Annotated in this window: 13 protein-coding genes; 9 read left to right on the top strand and 4 right to left on the bottom strand. The window is 69.0% G+C overall.

What is annotated here, in order from left to right; all coding sequences use genetic code 11:
* Window positions 1-277: 277 nt before the first annotated feature.
* The 3 genes from J2853_RS35920 to J2853_RS35910 are packed head-to-tail and all read right to left on the bottom strand — an operon-like array spanning window position 278 to window position 2,806.
* Window positions 278-1,078, bottom strand: a complete 801-nt coding sequence (locus J2853_RS35920) for a WbqC family protein (RefSeq protein WP_307565206.1) — start codon at window positions 1,076-1,078, stop codon at window positions 278-280.
* Window positions 1,020-1,691 carry a YdcF family protein gene (locus J2853_RS35915; RefSeq protein WP_307565204.1) on the bottom strand — a complete coding sequence of 224 codons (672 nt, stop codon included), beginning with the start codon at window positions 1,689-1,691 and terminating at the stop codon, window positions 1,020-1,022. The genes J2853_RS35920 and J2853_RS35915 overlap by 59 nt, the downstream gene beginning before the upstream one ends.
* Window positions 1,688-2,806 carry a helix-turn-helix domain-containing protein gene (locus J2853_RS35910; RefSeq protein ID WP_307565202.1) on the bottom strand — a complete coding sequence of 373 codons (1,119 nt, stop codon included), beginning with the start codon at window positions 2,804-2,806 and terminating at the stop codon, window positions 1,688-1,690. The genes J2853_RS35915 and J2853_RS35910 overlap by 4 nt, the downstream gene beginning before the upstream one ends.
* A gap of 157 nt (window positions 2,807-2,963) precedes the next feature.
* On the opposite strand from J2853_RS35910, the gene J2853_RS35905 reads away from it, so the two are divergent.
* From J2853_RS35905 to J2853_RS35865, 9 genes are all read left to right on the top strand, one after another.
* A complete protein-coding gene (locus J2853_RS35905; protein ID WP_307565201.1) occupies window positions 2,964-3,407 on the top strand; it encodes a recombinase family protein in 444 nt (147 codons plus the stop codon).
* Complete coding sequence (locus tag J2853_RS35900; protein WP_307565199.1) at window positions 3,400-4,020, top strand: hypothetical protein; 621 nt, start codon at window positions 3,400-3,402, stop codon at window positions 4,018-4,020. Before J2853_RS35905 ends, J2853_RS35900 begins: the two co-directional genes overlap by 8 nt.
* 349 nt (window positions 4,021-4,369) lie before the next feature.
* Window positions 4,370-4,690: a hypothetical protein gene (locus J2853_RS35895; RefSeq protein WP_093892002.1), complete on the top strand. Its 321-nt coding sequence runs from the start codon at window positions 4,370-4,372 to the stop codon at window positions 4,688-4,690.
* A 68-nt stretch (window positions 4,691-4,758) separates the two neighbouring features.
* A complete protein-coding gene (locus tag J2853_RS35890) occupies window positions 4,759-4,932 on the top strand; it encodes an FxLD family lanthipeptide (protein ID WP_307565196.1) in 174 nt (57 codons plus the stop codon).
* 62 nt (window positions 4,933-4,994) lie between these two features.
* Entirely contained in the window at window positions 4,995-7,019 is a 2,025-nt protein-coding gene (locus J2853_RS35885) for a lantibiotic dehydratase family protein (RefSeq protein ID WP_307565194.1), read from the top strand.
* Entirely contained in the window at window positions 7,016-8,077 is a 1,062-nt protein-coding gene (locus J2853_RS35880) for a lanthionine synthetase C family protein (RefSeq protein ID WP_307565192.1), read from the top strand. The genes J2853_RS35885 and J2853_RS35880 overlap by 4 nt, the downstream gene beginning before the upstream one ends.
* Window positions 8,078-8,113: 36 nt before the next feature.
* On the top strand, window positions 8,114-10,162 hold the full coding sequence (fxlM, locus tag J2853_RS35875; protein WP_307565190.1) for a methyltransferase, FxLD system: 2,049 nt from the start codon (window positions 8,114-8,116) through the stop codon (window positions 10,160-10,162).
* A gap of 14 nt (window positions 10,163-10,176) precedes the next feature.
* Window positions 10,177-11,295: a hypothetical protein gene (locus tag J2853_RS35870; RefSeq protein WP_307565187.1), complete on the top strand. Its 1,119-nt coding sequence runs from the start codon at window positions 10,177-10,179 to the stop codon at window positions 11,293-11,295.
* 41 nt (window positions 11,296-11,336) lie between these two features.
* Window positions 11,337-12,158, top strand: coding sequence for a transposase (locus J2853_RS35865; RefSeq protein ID WP_307565185.1), 822 nt, complete (start codon window positions 11,337-11,339; stop codon window positions 12,156-12,158).
* Here J2853_RS35865 and J2853_RS35860 read toward each other — a convergent pair.
* Window positions 12,109-12,510, bottom strand: a complete 402-nt coding sequence (locus J2853_RS35860; protein WP_307565183.1) for a transposase — start codon at window positions 12,508-12,510, stop codon at window positions 12,109-12,111. The genes J2853_RS35865 and J2853_RS35860 overlap by 50 nt on opposite strands.
* Window positions 12,511-12,567 lie beyond the last annotated feature (57 nt).

Here is a 12,567-nt window from a genome sequence, read left to right as displayed (position 1 = left end):
CACGTCCGCTGACGGGACGTCATGAGGCCATCTTCGCGCACCTAGGCCTTCTGCGTACCCGGGAAATCAGGCCCGCCCGCACCGTAGTGGAGCGGGCCGACACAAAGCGCGAGCAACGAGAGTCAGGCAGGTGAAGCCCTGCAGGATGTAGTCGTCGCCGTCCTCCTAGACGGTTGGCGAGTCACCGTCGGGGCTGTCGGGATCCTTGCCGAGGAACCGGAGTGCCATGAGCCCGGCATGGCGAGGAGTGCGAACCGATCTCCAAAGCCCAGCAGGGCTAGGCACCAGATCGGGGATCGTCCTCAAGAACTCGTCCGCGTAGGGCCTCCAGTTCCCGCCCCAGAGCGCCCGACCCGACGAGCATCAGGGCGTATACCGCGCTCACCTCCCGGGCGGATGCCCATATGCCCGATCCGCGGGCCTGGAACGGGAGGACCTCGATCGAGTGGACCCGGAAAGCGGCCGGGTCCAGGTATCGCATGCCCCCGGTCCCGCACAGGTAGGTCGTGGCACCTGTCAGCCAGGCCAGGTCGGCCAGGCGTTGCGAGCGTTCACCGGGTGCGAGCAGATCGCTGCTGTGCAGGATCTGCCCCCGCCACCCGACCTCCTCCAGCAGCAGGCGCGTCGACAGCTCCGTCACGTCCGCCAGTCGATCCGTGCTCTCGAAAGCGGTGAGTACGGATTCGAGCCGCCTCTTGAACGGCGGCCAGTAAGCACTGTGCCGGTAGTGGTCAGCGAGGAGCTGGGCGACACGGCGCCGGCAGCGGGTGGGATCGGCCAGGCGCGCTCCGCGGATGGAGGTGGAGCGGCCGTATGGCAGATGGGTGGAAATGGAGAGCCATTGCGGCTGCCACGAGCCGTCGAGTGAGGCAAGGCGCGCGCGGTGCTGGTAGTCCCTGCGTGCGAACTGCACGTCGTCCAGGACGATCCAGTAGTCGGCGGTGAACAGCTTGGCCAGCGTCACCAGCCGGGGGAAGAGGTTGGGCTGGTGGATGGCGCACACCTCGCCGTACGGCAGGTCAGGGCGTAAGGAGCCTGCTGTCGAATCCGGCGCGGAGAAGAGCCTGGTAGGCGTCATGGACCTCTCCTGGGACGGGCTGCTCGATGGCGTAGCCGAGCTTGGGGTATTCGATCACGCGCTGGAGGTCGCCGACGAGCATGTCGATGACCAACTTCGGATCACCGATCGAGCTGACGTAGTCATCCAGCTCAAGCGGCTCAGAGGCGCATACCACCTCGACCTCGGGCCATACCTTTCGTGCCGTGGCGTAGGCCCGGCGCTCCATGTACGGCTTGGAGATCAGGAGCACCGAACCGGGCTGAATACCCGAATCGGCCAGCACCTGGCGGGACAGTGCGATGTTCTGGCCGGTGTTGGTGGCGTTCGGCTCCAGCAGAATCGCCTCGTCGGACATGCCGAGGTCGAGCGCGTGCTCGCGGTAGTGGACGGCCTCGCCTTGGGGGAAGCGCGCCGCGGTGGTGGGGCTGGTGGCGCCGGAGAAGACGAGCAGCGGGAACCAGCCGGCGCGGTGCAGGTCGACCGCCGCGCGTGCCACCCCCAGATCGTGGCTGCCCAGGCCGATGGCCACGTCACACCGGATCAGGTCGTGGTGCATCTGGTGGTAGTCCCAGATGGTGTGGGCGTGCTGCCATTGCTTGTCGGTGATGACCTGCTGCTGCTTGATGCTCACTCGGTTGCTCCCTGGTCGCCGTGCAGAGGGAGGCGGATCTCCCCCTGGATGGTCCGCTGGATGCCCTCGATGCTGCGTAGTTGGTGCGCGAGCCCATGCTGCGCGGCCTCGCGTGCGGCACGGTCGAGGATCACCACCCCATCATCCACGGTGGCCCGGTCCGAAAGCAGGACGTGCCCGTAAGCCGTCTCCAGCCGGACCCGCTGCATGGGCGCATCGGTGACTGCGGTGGCGCGGGCGAGGTCGATCAGGCGTAGCGCCTCCGAGAAGTTTCCTGCGCCACGGTGGGCCAGAGCGAGTTTCTGGTGCGCGACGGACCAGTCCTCGGGTTCGCCGAGGTTCTCGAACTCGCGGATGGCGGTCGTCATCAGGCGGGCGGCGTAGTCGTTCTTGTCGTTCTTGCTCAGGGCGGTCCCCACCCACAGCCGGGCTCGCGCCCTATCGCGTGGTGAGAGCCGGTCGTCCACCGCCAGCGCCTCATATTCCTTGGCGGCCTCGTCCAACCGGCCCGCCATCTCGGCGACCACCGCCAACGAAAGGTCGAGCTGCGCGATACGACGGGGGATGTCGAGCTGTCCGTAGATCGATCGGGCGTTGAGGTAGGAGCGGCGAGCGGACAATGGGCCGGCGACTGCTCCTTGGTCGCGCTGGAGGTCGCCGAGCAGCGTCGTCGATCGTGCGAACAGGTAAAGGCCCTTGTCGTCCAAGGCGTGCGGGTCGTAGCGGGTGAGCCATCGGTTCAGCAGGTCGGTGGCGTAGCTGAAGCTCTGGCGGCTGAGGGCGACCACAGCCCGGTCAAGGTCGTCTGTCCAGGTCTCGTAGTCCCAGGCCCGTGGTCCCATCCGGGTGACTCGCAGCCCTTGGTCCACGTCCTGGCCGAGTTCCAAGAGCAGCGTCTCGAACCGCAGGTGAGTCGCCGAATTCGCGCGTGCGAGCGCGGTGTCCAGGATGGCTTGGGTGTCCGGACGTGGCCGAACGGTGGTACCGAGCTGATCCCACTTCGCCACGGTGCGGGGAGCCACGCCGAGGTGCTGCGCGAACACCCGCACGCTCATCCGCAAGGCGCGGCGAAGTGCACGCGCTTCGAGGCCGGTCCACTCATGCACGGTTGTCACGTCGCTGCTCCCTTCCACGGCCATGGAAGCACGCAGAGGTACCGAGGGCCTACGGAAGTGCAACGCAAGTGCGACAGCGGGTCGTATCCAGCGGGGTCGGGGCTGGCCATGCTCAAAGAGCGGGTCATCAGCCTCGACCACGGTAAGGACGGCTACCTTGTGGACACTCACCGAACAACACGATGTGGACGGCCCGATCGTCTACGGGTACCTGCGGCTGCATCGTTCGACGCCCGAGCGGCACGCCGCCCTGACGGTAGCCCTCGCCCAATACTGCGAGCAGCACGAACTGCAGCTCTGCGGCATCTTCACCGATCGAGGGGCCGCGTCATCGGACGACCCGGCCTTCGCCGGCCTCCTGGACGTCCTTCTCCTGTCCGGCGCCTACGGGGTGGTTCTGCCCACTGCGCACCACCTGGGCGAGAAGCCCGTCGCGGCTCGGCGGCGGGAACAGCTGAACGCGATTGGGGCGCGGCTGCTGGTCGTGCGGGGAGCCCTCCGTACCACTCGCTCTTCCGCCGGCCGACCGGTCGTGACTCTGACCCGCGCCGTTCCCCATGACCAACTCGAACCAGCTCGCCAAGGACCCCATGATGATTGACACCTTCATCGCACTGTCGCCCGGCAGCGAATTCAACCCGAACGTGCCAGCGGTAGAGCGCACGTATGCCGTGCTCGCAGGCTCCAACAAGGACGGCTTCGAGGCCGATCGTGTAGCCGCCAGCAAGCTGAAGGGGGCGATTCCTGGGGTAACCGAGGTCGTCCAAGAGAACGCAGCGGCTATCGCGCGGGCTGTCGCCTCCCCGTACACCTTCGTGAAGTGCTCGATGCAGCCCCGGTATGACCCCGGCGCCGTCGAGGTCGCCAAACTGATACAGGCGCGGGCGCCCCGCTGGGTTGTCCTGTGGCGCCCGTACCGGCGAGTCCTGCAGGCATGGGAGTGCTCCGACCCGCGGCTGTGTCGTACCGTCATGGGGCGCAGCGCCACCGAGCTGTGGCAGCGCATGCAGGAAGCTGAACTTGATCTCTGGCGGGCCTCCCCGCGTGCCATGACCGCGGACCGGCCACCCACCACACCCGTCCCGGGTGGCCGTGAGGATCTGCCAGAGGCGGCCCCGAGACGATCACCGGACCCGGCAGCACCCCGTCGGCCCGGAAGATCTCGGGGCCCCAAACCGCACCAGGCGGGAGCGCATCGTGTTCACGTACAGTGACGCGTTCCTGGCGGTCGCCGGGTGGCCGTGTTGCTCCTCCTCGTCTTGGCGTGGACAGTCGAGCAGGCTCACAACGTGCGGCCGTCCACGTACTCCGGCGTGGGCCTATGCCCCTACCTAGCCCCCATGCTGCCCCGCGCCGCCTACGACCCGCCGCCCACGATGTGCCCCAGGAGGCCGTCGTGGGCGGCGGGCTCCAGACCCTGGCCGGACCCTTCCCACGTGGCGAGCGCGCAGGCTCGCCAGCGGGTCGGCCAGGCGGGGGAAGGCGGGCACCCTGTCGAGGAGTGCAGGTTGTCCGCCTTCCTCCCCCAGCGGGCCGCACGCCCCGTGGAGAGAGCAGACGAGGATGACGAGAACCCGCCAGCCGCAGGCGGTCAAGCAGGAGGGCCCCACCCCCGAGTGGGAGCCGTACACGTCACACGGCGCCATCCTCCGGGTCAGACACACCTCGTGCTGCGGCCGGTACGAACTGGCGTCGGAGGGCGGCGAGTTCTTCGTGCTCCGTCCCGCCGACAGGCGCGGGCACGAGCAAACCAGCCGAGGCCGGGCCTACCGCGACGTCATCCAGATGTACGCCGCCCTGGTGCGCAAGCACCACCTTGACCACACCAGCCGCGGCGAATGGTACGAGGCCGACCCGTATGTGAACCAGGCGGAAGCGGGCTGACTATGCCCCTGCCCGGCTGGCGTGGACACCCCACGTCAGGAACCCGAAACAGGACAAGGAGTAGAGACATGAGCACTCTGACCCCGGAGGAGACCGCCCCGGTCGACACGGGAGAGACGTTCGACCCATTCGCCCTGAACATCGAATTCATCGAGAACACCCCGGCGGCCGACACGGTGCTGATGTGCAGCACCGGCGACAACTGCGGGACCTCCTGCCCGAGCGCCTGCACGACCTCGTAGTCCGCGGGGCGCGGGCCCGTACGGGCCCGCGCCCCCTTCTTTCCCAGAACGGAGCGTGAGTGATGACGCGGTCGCGGCGGACCCTGTACCGGTGCACGGGCGCCGGGATGCTGCGCGCGGCGGTGAACCTTTCCGCCCCCGCCCTGCCGCAGTGGCCGGGGCCCGCCGCGTCCCCCGAGCAGTGGCGTTCCTGGCTCGGCCCGATCTGGGCCGATGACACGTTCCGGCGTGCGGTCTCCAATGCCAGCCTGGACCTGGCCCGCCAGGTGGAGGCTGTCCTGGACGGGCGGTTGTTGAACGCTCGCCGGGCGCGTCGCGCCGCGCTTGCGGTCGCCCGGTACGCCATCAGGTACGAGCACCGGTCCACGCCGTTCGGCCTGTTCGCCGGCGTCTGCCTGGTCGACTTCGGCGAGACATCCGCCGTGCTGGTCGGGGAGAACCACGAGATCGTCACCCGAGCCGGCCCCCGGGCGCTGGACAAGGTGATCAGCGCCCAGGAAGCCAGCGGCGCGTCGATGGCGGCCGTCGAGGTGTGCGTCAACAACCTGGTGTACGTGCGCGGCGGCCGCGTCTTCGTGCCGTCCGAGGGCGCGTCGGAGTTCTCCCTCACGCTGACGCCTGCGCTGGAGCTCGTTCTCCAGGCGGCCAGGTCACCCATCCGGTATGCGGCGCTCGCGGGCAAACTCGCCGCAGAGTTCCCGCAGGTGGAGAAAGACCGCCAGGCGGCGTTCCTCGCGGAGCTGCTGCGGCTTCGGCTGCTGCTGTCGGCGTTGCGTGCCCCCGCCACGGTCGTTGACCCGGCAGCCGTCCTGCCTGCCGTCGCCTTGGACGCCCGCGATCGGGAGGCGTGCGTGGACCTACGGCTGGATGCCACGGTTCGGCTGCCGGAGGCCGTCGCGGTCGAGATGGAAACCGTAGCGACCGTGCTGGCCAGGCTCGCGGCCAACCCAACCGGCACCCGGGCGTGGCGGAGCTACACCGAGCAGTTCGCCGCCCGATGGGGCGAAAACGCCGAGGTCGGCCTGGAGCAGCTCGTTGACCCGGACAACGGGTTGGGCCTGCCCGACGGGTTCGGCATGGTGTCCGAGCCGCCACGACCGATGTCGCGGCGCGACCGGCTGCTGTTGGATCTCGCAGGGACCGCCACCCTCGAACGCCACCAGACGGTGACCCTGTCCGAGACGCTCATCGAGGAGCTGGAAGCAGCCGCAGGCGAACCCACCGCCCTGGCCCCGCACTTCGAGGTGTGCGCACAGGTCCAAGCCCGTTCCCTCCCGGCACTCGACCGAGGTGACTTCCGCGTCCGCGTGCACACCGTCTCCAGGGCGGCCGGCACGATGACGGGACGATTCGGGCACCTGTTCCCGCAGGCCACCGGGCAGACGGCCCTTCCCACGGTTGACCCTGTGGCGGAACTGGCTCAGTTGTCGTTCCATCCCTCCCGCGTCGAGGCCGACCTGCTCACGCGCACCCCGCAAGTCCTGCCGAAGCTGGTCAGCGTCGGAGAGCACCGGGGCAGCGACGCCACGGTGTTCGTCCCCTCTGATCTGGTCGTAGGTCTGCGCGGTCGCCACCTCTACCTCGCGGTGGCCGCCACCGGGGAGCGCCTGGAGCTGCTCGCGCCGACCGCGCTCAACTTCATGTGGAACAACTTCACCCCGCCGCTGGCCCGGTTCCTGGCCGAGATCAGCCGTGCCGCGACTCCGCAGGTGACCTGGTTCGACTGGGGCGCGGCGTGGACGCTGCCGTTCACCCCGGGGCTGCACTATCGGCGCAGCATCATCGTTGCCGCCCGCTGGCAGCTTCGGGCCCGCGCCCTGCCCGGCCGTACAGCCCGCCTGGAGGAGTGGGCCGCGCAGCTACACGCCTGGCGCGGCCGGGCGGGTGTGCCTGACCGGGTGCTCCTGGCCATGGACGATCAGCGCCTGCTGCTGGACCTCACCGGGGAGATGGACCTGGACGTGCTCCGTACGCACCTGTGCGGCTCCCCTATCGCGGTGCTCTACGAGGCGCCGCCGCCGGACGTGGATGGATGGATCGGCGGGCGGGCCCACAGCATCGTCGTCGCGGTAAGGGCAGGCCGATGAGCCCGCCCACGACGCAGGCCCTGGCCGAGGGTGCGCTGGGGATCGCGTTGATGCACATCGAGCGCGGCAACCTCGCCGCAGCGCGGCCCCTGATGGCCGAGGCGATCGCCGGCGGCGTCAGCGCCGGTTCCAACGCTTCTCTGTTCCACGGCGCTCCGGCCCTGGAGTTCGTCCTTGGCCGTGCCGGGCACGCCGACCAAGCCGTTCAAAGGGCCGTCGACCGGGTCGTGACTGCTCGGCTCGCCGCGGCCCGCTGTCGGCGAGAGGCGGCCCGGCTCCCGACGCTGGCGGAGTTCGATCTCATCCGGGGGCTCACCGGTCTGGGGGTGGTGCTGCTTGCCCGAGCAGGCTTGCCGTCGCCGCTGCTGCAGGAGGTGTTGGCCTACCTGGTGACGCTGGCGGTCCCGGCCGAAGCCGATGCCCAGGTCTTGCCCGGGTGGTGGTCGCTGGACAGCCCTACGCATGAGGAGATCACCGGTGGCCACGCGAACAACGGTGTGGCCCACGGCATCGCTGGCCCGTTGGCGCTGCTGTCTCTCGCCGCCCGCCGCGGCATTCTGGTGGACGGCCAGATGGGCGCCATCAAGACGTTCACGGCCTGGCTGGAGAAGTTCGGCTCCTTCTACTGGATCACCCTGGACCCGCTCGCCGCCGAGACGTTGCAGGCGCCGCCCTTGCGTCCCTCCTGGTGCTACGGCGACCTTGGTATCGCCCGCACCCTGCAACTGGCAGCGTGCGCGCTCGGCGACGACGCCCGCAGGTACAAGGCCGAGAGGCTCGCCATCGCCGCCCTCACGGATCCGGCCCGCCTGAGCCGGGTCACCGATGCGTCCCTCTGCCACGGCTGGGCCGGGCTGCTGACCGTCACGACCGCGCTCGCCGCCGACAGCCTCACCCCTGACCGGTTCGCCGAGCCCATCCGGCAGACCCGCCAGAGGTTAGAAGCGGGGATTCCCGCGCTGCCCAAACCCGGCCTGATGGAAGGGAGGGCGGGGGCGGTCCTGGCGCTGAAGGGCTCCAACGTGACCGGCTGGACCCGCGCCCTGCTGATCGACTGACCCACCACCACAACCGAGCAGGAGCGAACCGAGGACATGAACAGGGACGACGAGAAACTACCGCTGCCCGATGAGCCGGAGTGGTGGCACGCCACCATCCGCTTTCCCGGCGGTACCGGAGCGACCCCGAAGGCCGCGGCCGAACTCGCGGCCGCGCTGTCCGGCTGGCGTTTCCACTTCATGCGCAAGGAAGGCGGCCTTCGGCTGCGCACCGAACGGCCCGCCGTCGACCTGCTCGACCAGCTCGTCGCCGACGAGGTCGCGGCCGGTTGGGTTGGCGGCATCTACGAACCGGAGACCGACGCCTTCGGCGGCGAGCAGGGTATGGCCATCGCCCACGAGGTGTGGTGCGCCGACAGCCCCGCGGCCTTGGCCGAGACCGGCAGCCCGTACGCCCGTGAGCGGTGCATCCTGCTGCTTTCCGCCATGTACCGGGCGGCCGGGCTGGATCCGTTCGAGATCGGCGATGTGTGGGCGAAAGTCCGTGACCTCCGTCCGGCGATCGACCCACCGCAGGCGGCCCACCAGGCGTCTGCGATCACCGCCATGCGGCGTCTCATGAACGCCGACGCCGCCAAGCGGGACACCACCGATCCCGGCTGGTCTGACCGCGTTGCTGCGTTCGAGGACGCCGGCCGCCGCCTGGCCCGGCTCGCGACCAGCGGGCAACTCCGGCGAGGGCTGCGCGCGGTCCTCGCCCACCATGCGATCTTCACTTTCAACCGTGCCGCCACACCCGTGGCAGAGCAGTCCGCCGCGGCCTGGCTGGGCTGGTACGTCGCCTTCGGAGACGACGTACCAGCCACCGTGTCTACCAGTCAGTCCGCACCCGCAACCCCTATTTTCAAGAGGATGGAGACCACCATCACTACGACCGACCCCACCGAGCTGCGCAACACCATGGTGGACACGCTCACCGGCTCCGGCCACCTGCGCACCCCTGAGATCATCGACGCCTTCCGGGACGTCGAGCGCCACCGGTTCATCCCCGAAGTCGAGGTCGTCGCCGCCTACGTCGATGACGCCGTGTCGGTGAAGAACGACCGAGACGGCGAGATGATCTCCTGCATCTCCGCGCCGTCTATCGTCGCCACCCAATTGGAGCAACTGGGCGCAGAGCCCGGCCACAAGGTCCTGGAGGCCGGGGCGGCTACCGGCTACAACGCCGCTCTCCTCGGGCGGCTCGTCGCCCCCGGCGGCCACGTGTGGACGGTGGACGTCGACACTGACCTCGTCAACACCGCCGCGAAGCATCTGGCCGCTGCTGGCGCGGAGAACGTGACCGCGCTGCTTGCCGATGGCGCGGCCGGTCTGCCCGAGCATGCCCCGTTCGATCGGATCCAGTTCACCGTGGGCGCCGGTGACATCCCCCTCCCCGTCCTGAATCAACTGGCCCCGGGCGGCCGGCTCGTCATCCCGATGCGGATCCGGGGCAGTATCTCCCGCTCCTTCGCGTTCGAGCGCGACGGCGAGGGCGAGACCTGGAGGACTGTCTCCTGCGAGATGGCCACGTTCGTCCCGCTGCGCAAAGGCATATGTGACGACGTCCGTACCATGGTCCCCATGGCCGGGGAGGGCAACGTCCGGCTGGAAACCTACAGTGAGCAGCTCGTGGACCGGGAAGCGATGCGAACCGTCCTGGACGAGCCCTCCCACCAGGTCTACACCGGGGTGAAGTTCCGGAAGGGCTCGCCCTGGGAGTGGGTCTACCTGTGGCTGGCGTGCGTCCTGCCCAACGGCCTGTCCCGGCTACCTGGCCAGCGGCCCGGGTTCACCCCGCATTTCGGGTGGGGTTCCATGGCGGCGCTCGACGGCGACAGCCTGGCCTATCTGACCGTCCGCGAGGGCGAAGACACCGTGAGCCGGTTCTGGGAGATCGGCGTCATCGGCCACGGCCCGAGCGCCGCCACCCTCGCCGAGCAGGTCGCCGCCGCGATCCAGGAATGGGACCGCGACTACGGCAACGACGCCCCGGCCCCCGGCTTCCGCATGGCCACGGCCGCCAACCGCGACCTGCTGAAGGCCGCTGACCCCCGATTCGTCATCGACAAGTCCAACAGCCGACTCGTCATCGACTGGCCGTAGAAGGGAGCAGCGCGATGAACCCTGCGATCGCCGCCCGCATCCCGCTGGTCTGCCGACCCAAACCCCCCGGGCTTCCACTGGACAAGCGCATTGCAGAGCTCACCGCGCTGACCGCCGAAACACCCGGCGCGGACCACTCCCAGCGAGTGGCCCGCGCCTGCGGTGTCCTCAACTTCTCCGCGCTCATCGCCTCCGACAGCGGCATGCCCGACCTGGCCGCCTCGCTGTGCTGGAGGCAGCACAAGGTCTTCGCCGACGCCCAGGGCCTGGACCAGGACATCGCCGTGATGTCGCTGATGCCGCTGGTGAACATCGCCCGACTCCTGATCCGCGAAGGCGAAGGCGGCGCCGCCTTCGCGGTGCTTCAGCAGCTGTACCGGGCCGCCGAGCAGCGCGGCGCCACCGTCATCCGCGATCACGCCGTCGACCTGTCGCCATTGATCCGGACCGTCGCAGACCACCGCACGATCTGTACGGAGCTGTGGGTCGCCCTGCTGATCGACGGCGCCAGAGCCCTCGCGAGCGTCGGCCGGTGGACCGAGGCAGCCGAATCCATGGCCTCGCACCGCGGCGTCGGCCAGCGGCTTCTCGACGGCCGCCAGCTCACGATCATGTCGCTGATGGAACAGGGCCTCCCGCAGCAGGCCGCCACCATGATCGACTCCAGTGCTCCCACAGAGCCCTGGGAACACGCCGTCGCCGCCATCCTGCGTATCTACTGCCGTCCTCCGGCCACGCCGACATCACAGGACGAACTGGAGCATGCGGCGCGGGAAGCCCTCGCGCTGATCGTCGACCCCGACCCGATGACCGCAGCGTTCCGGACTCGGCTCGCCCTGACCGTGCTCGACCTGACCGCCGACCGGCCCACGGCACACGACTCCGACCTGCGGTCCACTGTCATCGGCGTGGCCTGCACGGACGCCTATGCTGCCCGAGAGGTCATGGGACACCACGGAATGCGCTCCCGCATGACCCCGCAGCAGGAACAGGAAGTCGCCGGCGTGCTCACCGCCTCGGGGTTCGGCGCCGGGCACCTGCCAGCAGCCCACCTGGATGCCCTCACTACCGCAGTCCGTCACGGCGCGAACAGCCTGCGTGCCCTGCTTGCCAAGCTACACGGAGCGGCCTGAGCCGACCTATGCCAATCCCCTGAAAGCGTGGAGACGATCACGTGATCGAGGTCAACCGGCCCGACCGCGCCACCCGTCGCCGGCGTGGCAAGACCGACGCTCTCGATGCGGAAAGTGCTGCTCGCGCGGTCCTGTCCGGACGGACCACCGCCGTGGCCAAGTCCGGCGACGGGGCCGTGGAGATGCTGCGCATGGTCAAAGTCGCCAAGGAATCAGCTGTCAAGGCCCGCGCACAGGCCACCAACCAGCTGCGGGCCGTTTTGGTGCGCGCCGATCCGTGCCTGCGCGAATCCCTGACCGGGCTCGGCCCGGTCGCGCTGATGCGCCGCTGCGCGGAACTGCCCGAAGCCGGGATGCACGACATCCATACCGCCGCCACCGCCGTGCTGCGCACTCTGGCTCGTCGTGTTCTGGCGCTGACCGAGGAGATCCGCGCCCATCAGCAGCGCATGGCCGCCATCATCGCCGATTGCGCTCCGCGACTGCTGGAGCGCCACAGGATCGGCCCGGACACCGCCGCAACGCTGTTGATCACCGCGGGCGACAACCCTGACCGGCTGGCCAGCGAGGCCGCCTTCGCCGCTCTGTGCGGGGTCAACCCGATCGAGGCATCCTCCGGCAAGACCACCCGCCACCGACTCAACCGCGGCGGCGATCGACGCGCCAACAGCGCGCTCTACCTCATCGTTCTCACCCGGCTGAGCCGCGACCAGCGCACCCGCGACTACGCCGAACGCCGCACCACCGAAGGCAAATCAAAGAAAGAGATCATCCGCTGCCTTAAGCGCTACGTCGCCCGCGAGGTCTTCCCGATCATCCTTGCAGCCCTGTCACCAGCATCAACCTCGACCATCGCTGCTTGACAAGCATAGGGGTATCATCGCGCTCCATCTCCAGCTCGGCGCGTTCCTTGGCCCATTCGGCCCGCTGCCGGCGCAGCCAGGCGAGTTCCTCCCGCTCGGACTCGGCCAGCTCACCACCGTTGGTGTCCTGCTCGCGGGCCAGCCGGTCCATCTGCACCCAGTTGGCCAGCGTGCCCGCATTGATGCCCAGATCCTTGGCGACCTGCGCAATCGACTTACCTGTCTCCTGCACGATACGCACCGCGCCCGCGCGGAACTCCGGATCGAACCTGCGTCTGGATCTCTCCCACGACCCAACCTTCTCTTTAGGGCAGATCTCCACGCTAGAAGGGGACAAGTCCAAGGTTGACATTCGGGACATTTCATGTCTTTTCCTTCCCTGCCGATACACGTCTGCCCGGGAGTACAA

Source organism: Streptosporangium lutulentum (assembly GCF_030811455.1).
Lineage (GTDB): Bacteria > Actinomycetota > Actinomycetes > Streptosporangiales > Streptosporangiaceae > Streptosporangium > Streptosporangium lutulentum.
This window is presented reverse-complemented; position numbering and strand designations above follow the sequence as displayed.

Bases quoted from the DNA above. Each gene is read 5' to 3' on its own strand.
- J2853_RS35920 (WP_307565206.1), bottom strand. From the start codon at position 1,078: ATGACGCCTACCAGGCTCTTCTCCGCGCCGGATTCGACAGCAGGCTCC.
- J2853_RS35900 (WP_307565199.1), top strand. From the start codon at position 3,400: ATGATTGACACCTTCATCGCACTGTCGCCCGGCAGCGAATTCAACCCG.
- J2853_RS35895 (WP_093892002.1), top strand. From the start codon at position 4,370: ATGACGAGAACCCGCCAGCCGCAGGCGGTCAAGCAGGAGGGCCCCACC.
- J2853_RS35890 (WP_307565196.1), top strand. From the start codon at position 4,759: ATGAGCACTCTGACCCCGGAGGAGACCGCCCCGGTCGACACGGGAGAG.
- J2853_RS35885 (WP_307565194.1), top strand. From the start codon at position 4,995: ATGACGCGGTCGCGGCGGACCCTGTACCGGTGCACGGGCGCCGGGATG.
- J2853_RS35880 (WP_307565192.1), top strand. From the start codon at position 7,016: ATGAGCCCGCCCACGACGCAGGCCCTGGCCGAGGGTGCGCTGGGGATC.
- fxlM (WP_307565190.1), top strand. From the start codon at position 8,114: ATGAACAGGGACGACGAGAAACTACCGCTGCCCGATGAGCCGGAGTGG.
- J2853_RS35870 (WP_307565187.1), top strand. From the start codon at position 10,177: ATGAACCCTGCGATCGCCGCCCGCATCCCGCTGGTCTGCCGACCCAAA.
- J2853_RS35860 (WP_307565183.1), bottom strand. From the start codon at position 12,510: ATGTCAACCTTGGACTTGTCCCCTTCTAGCGTGGAGATCTGCCCTAAA.